This is a genomic window from Patescibacteria group bacterium (assembly GCA_018900835.1).
In the GTDB taxonomy this organism is placed as follows: Bacteria; Patescibacteriota; Minisyncoccia; order Minisyncoccales; family PEYH01; genus PEYH01.
Genome location: JAHIFQ010000011.1, coordinates 1 through 4,977 on the forward strand (window position 1 = coordinate 1; position 4,977 = coordinate 4,977).

Here is a 4,977-nt window from a genome sequence, read left to right on the forward strand (position 1 = left end):
TATGGTTGGGCAAGAGCAGTTGGCTATGGGGGAGGTTGGGATGGCTGGATAAAATTACGAAAAGACCCGACTGATTCTGGCGTGAATTACGGAGTGTATATTGATACTGATGATGGCGAGTTTCATGGTTGGGCTTGGGGAGGGGATGTAATGGGCTGGATTAGTTTTAATTGTGATAATCCAGAGAGTCCAAATTCTTGCGGGGTTACAAATAATTATCATGTCCAGACAGATTTCAGTTTTTCAAGCGCCCCGATTGCAAGTGATTTCACAAGGGATTCAACCAGTTATTGTACTCCTATCCAGAAGAAAGGACATATTGATTTTAGTTGGTTATACACAGGAGATAGCCCGCAGGAAGAATACAAGATTGCCATATCAACCAATCCGGGATTTGGCGGGGCCCAGGAAATTATCAGAAGCCAAACAGTGGCTCCGGGTTCCCGCGGAACATCAGGCGTTGATGTAGTTCCGTTGCCAACAGTAGGGGAATTAGAAATCGGCTACAACGCCACTTATTATTTCCGTGTAAAAGTCAAGGATTCTAATGGCGTTTGGTCTAATGATTGGTCAGGTAGCGTAAGCGTATCAACTCCATTGCATGCTTATCCTTGGCCTGATTTCAGCTGGCAACCCGCAAGCCCGGCAGTTGAAGAAACAGTGATTATGGATAACTTGTCTAAGTGTTACAATTCAAGCAACAATGAAACAGCTTGTATTTCTTGGTCGTGGATTAAACCCGGAACCGCTACATTTGTTGATGGCACTAATTCTTCACAGTTTGAACCGCATATTCAGTTTTTCAGCGCAGGAGACAATACAGTCACCTTGAGAGCAAGCGATTCAATCGGCATTTGCGAGAAAACAAAAAATACAAGCATCAAGCTTCCTTTGCCCGGATGGATAGAGATTGCTCCGCAGTAATTTAATCAATAATCAATAATCAATAATTATTTATCATTAATAGTGCTTGTCTTTTTTTATATTATCTGCTAAAAACATAATAGTCGTTTAATAAGGTTTTTTTATTTCCAATTTTTTAATTTTCACTTTTAATTTTTAATTTTCGCTTTCCGGTTTTACATTTTGCGTTTTGCATTTTGCGCTTGACCGAGCGAAGCGAGGAAACATGGGAGTACCGAAACAGAAAAAAACTAAATCACGAAGAAATCAAAGAAGGCAGCACATATTTTTAAAGCAGCCGTCTTTAAGTGTTTGTCCTAAGTGCGGAAAACCAGTTGCGCGCCATACGCTGTGCAAGAATTGTGGTTATTATAATGGGCGAATGATTGTAGATGTTTTAAAAAAGTTGGATAAAAAAGAGAAAAAGAAAAAAGAAAAAGAGATTAAAGAAGGGGAGAAAGGCCAAGAGAAACCCTTAACAATGGAAGGCCTTTCTAAGCAGTAAAATTTCAATAATATGGGAAGCCGTCATCTTTCAAGAAGTATAGCGATGCAGTCCTTATATGAAAAGGATTTTATGAGAGACAAAGTAGACCTAAAAGAGGTTTTAGAGAGGAATATTCAGGAATTCGGGCCGGGCTTAGAGGACACTGATTTTGCAAGAAAATTAGCATTAGGCGTGTCGGAAAATATGGATAAGATTGATAAGATTATTGAAAAAGCAGCGCCAGAATGGCCGATTGAACAAATTAACATAGTGGACAGGAATGTTTTAAGAATCGGCTTGTATGAATTGATTTATTCCAACAAAGAAGAGGTTCCTCCAAAAGTAGCGATTAATGAAGCGATTGAATTGGCAAAAATGTTTGGAGGAGAATCATCAGGAAAATTTATTAACGGAGTATTGGGCACGGTCTTTAAAGAATTAAGCAATTAAACAAATAAGCAATTAAGCATGGGTCAATGGAAAAGTTTTCAGAATTAGAGAAAAAATTAAATATTTCTTTTAAGGATAAGGGTCTTTTAGCCCAAGCATTCTGCCATCGTTCTTATTTAAATGAAAATCCTGATTTTGGCACAGGCCACAATGAACGGCTTGAATTTTTAGGGGATGCGGTTCTGGAATTGGCAGTGAGCGAGCGGATTTTTCTGGATTATCCAAACGAAGGAGAGGGAGTTCTAACGAGTTGGAGAGCAGCTTTAGTCAACAGTAAGTCATTATCTAAATTAGCCAGAGAGCTTGATTTCAATGATTTTCTCTTGTTGTCAAAAGGGGAACGAAAAGAAAGGGGCAGGGCAAGACAGGAGATATTGGCAAACACTTTTGAGGCGTTTACAGGCGCCTTGTATCTTGACCAGGGCTATAAAATATGTAAGAACTTTATAGAGGAACATTTGATAGTTAAATTGCCTTCAATCTTGGCCAACCATGAATTTGTTGACCATAAGAGTCGATTTCAGGAGATGGCCCAAGAAAAAGAAAAGATAACGCCCCATTATGAGGTTTTGAAAGAATGGGGGCCGGATCACTCTAAAAATTTTATTGCTGGCATTTTTCTGGGAGAAAAATTGATAGCCCAAGGAGAAGGTATGTCAAAACAAGAAGCGGAAGAGAATGCTGCCAGCGAGGGGTTGAAGGTTAAAAAATGGGGGAAGCATTAAATACATTAATATTATTATGAAAATAACCATTTCCGCTATTAAAGCAGATATTGGGTCTATTGGCGGACATCTTTCGCCAAGTAGAAAATTGATTGAGGCGGTGACGGAAAGCGTTAAAAATAATAATGCAATATTAGATTATAGGATTTTTTATACTGGGGACGATATCACAATTCTTATGTCTCACCAGAAAGGGCTGAATTCTTCGGAAATCCATAAAATTGCCTGGGATGCCTTCCAAAACGGGACAGTGGTAGCTAAGGAGCAAGGTCTTTACGGGGCAGGACAGGATTTATTGAAAGATTCTTTTTCTGGGAATGTAAAAGGGTTGGGTCCTGCGGCCGCAGAGATGGAGTTTGAAGAAAGGCCAGCTGAGCCATTCCTATTATTCATGGCTGATAAAACAAGCCCTGGCGCCTATAATCTGCCATTTTATCTAAGTTTCATTGACCCATTTCATAATTCGGGATTGATATTGGTTCCAGAAATTTCCCAAGGATATAGATTCGTTATTATGGATATGGGATTCAAGGGCGAGGGAGACAGGGTAATTGAATTGGAAACACCTAATAATATTTATGACATTGCTTGTTTATTGCGAGACACTGAGAGATTCGGAATATCAGAAATTTATTCCAAAAGTGGAGACCAGTGCGTAAGCGTGAGCACGACACGACTGCATAATATAGCCGGAGTGTATACAGGGAAAGACGACCCCATAGCATTGGTTCGAGTGCAGAAAAATTTTCCAGCTACTGGAGAGATATTATCCCCATATTCTATAAGCCATTATGTGGCAGGATTTATGAGGGGTTCGCATATTGGGCCCTTAATGCCGGTTAAAGTCAACACAATGGTTTCTTATTTTGATGGACCTCCTTTAGTAAGTGGCGTGGCGTTGTGCGTCCAGAATGGCAAATTCACAGAGCATATAGATGTTTTCGACCATCCGTTTTGGGACAGCATCAGGGCCAAGGCCTCTGCTAAAGCAGAAGAAATAAGAAGACAGGGATTTTTTGGAAATGCTATGTTGGGCATGGACGAACTTGAGTACACTGGCATTGTCAAAAAGATAGAAGGGCTGAATAATAAATTCATAATTAAACAAGAGAAAAAATAACAGATTATGTTGTCAATACGACTTTTAAGGCATGGCAAGTTGCACCAGCCATCATATAAGATAGTGGTAATTGAAAAAACCCGCCCGCCAAAGAGCGGAAAGTTTGTAGAGCAGGTCGGTTTTTATAATCCCTTTACAAAAGAAAAAGGATTTAACGCTGACAGAATCAAGTATTGGATTTCAAATGGCGCCCAACCATCAGACACGATGAACAATCTTTTGGTCAAGAATAAAATAATTGAAGGTGTTAAAATTGCTGCGCACAGCATTAAGAAAAAGAAAAAAGGAGAGACAGAGGCGCCAAAAAAGCCTGTGGCGGAAGTCGCAAAAAAAGAAGAACCGTCAGTCCCAAAAGCAGTTGAAATAAAACCAGAACAAGGAGTAAGCCAGCCGGAGCCAGAGGAAAAACAAAAACAAGATAAAGGCGAAGAAGCCAAAACTGGATAATCGCCTTGACAATATACCACAAAGAACTAAAATAATAGAAGTTCGTAACTCTGTTTTTACAGAGGGATAGAAAGGTCGGAAAAAGCGTAATAACAAGATTTAAAGAATATGGCAGACAAGACACCAGATAAAGATTTCCTTGAGTTTATCATCAAGGCCTTAGTAGATAATCCAGACGATGTCAAAATTGACCGCAATGTTGACGAAATGGGTGTTTTATTGAACCTTAATCTTCACAAGGATGATATGGGCCAAATTATCGGCCGACAGGGCTCAACAGTAAGAGCCATCAGAACCTTGCTTCGCATTATTGGTTTAAAGAACCATGCCCGTGTCAATCTTAAGATAGAAGAGCCAGAAGGCGGTACAGGCAGACCGATGAACAGGGAAAGAGAAAGTGAGCCGAAACTTGACGATTTAAAACTGTAAATCGTTTAATTATCAAAAACAAAGAGCCGTGCTATTAAATGCCAGCCACGCATCGCTACACGAGTAAGCTCGCTTGCGAAGCGTTGCGGGCGAGAGATAGTACGGCTTTTTGATAAAATATGTTGAGATTTGATATTATAACCATATTCCCGGAAATATTTGCCTCATATTTTGATGAGAGCATAATTAAGCGTGCGCAGAAAAACAAGTTCATAAAGATTAATGTCCATAATTTAAGGGATTATGCTGTTGACAGACATCGGACAGTTGACGACAGGCCTTATGGCGGGGGAGCGGGCATGATTTTCAAGGTGGATATAATTTTTAGAGCAGTAAAAAAGATTTTAAAAAAGAATAAAAAAACAAGAATTATTTTATTTTCCGCAAAAGGAAAAAAGTTTGACCAAGCAAAGGCA

General features: G+C 39.5%; 8 protein-coding genes. All 8 read left to right on the forward strand.

Annotation, left to right across the window (positions count from 1 at the left end; all coding sequences use genetic code 11):
• Window positions 1-924 (forward strand): hypothetical protein (locus tag KJ562_02175; protein MBU3964502.1); only part of this gene is annotated, 924 nt, incomplete at its 5' end.
• Between the two features lie 205 nt (window positions 925-1,129).
• Window positions 1,130-1,408: a 50S ribosomal protein L32 gene (rpmF, locus tag KJ562_02180; GenBank protein ID MBU3964503.1), complete on the forward strand. Its 279-nt coding sequence runs from the start codon at window positions 1,130-1,132 to the stop codon at window positions 1,406-1,408.
• Window positions 1,409-1,420: 12 nt separating this feature from the next.
• Window positions 1,421-1,840, forward strand: a complete 420-nt coding sequence (gene nusB, locus KJ562_02185) for a transcription antitermination factor NusB (GenBank protein MBU3964504.1) — start codon at window positions 1,421-1,423, stop codon at window positions 1,838-1,840.
• Window positions 1,841-1,866: 26 nt separating this feature from the next.
• Window positions 1,867-2,565 carry a ribonuclease III gene (gene rnc / locus KJ562_02190; protein MBU3964505.1) on the forward strand — a complete coding sequence of 233 codons (699 nt, stop codon included), beginning with the start codon at window positions 1,867-1,869 and terminating at the stop codon, window positions 2,563-2,565.
• A gap of 16 nt (window positions 2,566-2,581) precedes the next feature.
• Window positions 2,582-3,685: a fructose-1,6-bisphosphatase gene (locus KJ562_02195; GenBank protein ID MBU3964506.1), complete on the forward strand. Its 1,104-nt coding sequence runs from the start codon at window positions 2,582-2,584 to the stop codon at window positions 3,683-3,685.
• A gap of 6 nt (window positions 3,686-3,691) precedes the next feature.
• Window positions 3,692-4,132: a 30S ribosomal protein S16 gene (rpsP, locus tag KJ562_02200; GenBank protein MBU3964507.1), complete on the forward strand. Its 441-nt coding sequence runs from the start codon at window positions 3,692-3,694 to the stop codon at window positions 4,130-4,132.
• 108 nt (window positions 4,133-4,240) lie between these two features.
• Complete coding sequence (locus KJ562_02205; protein ID MBU3964508.1) at window positions 4,241-4,561, forward strand: KH domain-containing protein; 321 nt, start codon at window positions 4,241-4,243, stop codon at window positions 4,559-4,561.
• A 119-nt stretch (window positions 4,562-4,680) separates the two neighbouring features.
• Window positions 4,681-4,977, forward strand: a 297-nt coding sequence (locus KJ562_02210; protein MBU3964509.1) for a tRNA (guanosine(37)-N1)-methyltransferase TrmD, incomplete at its 3' end; no start/stop codon positions are given.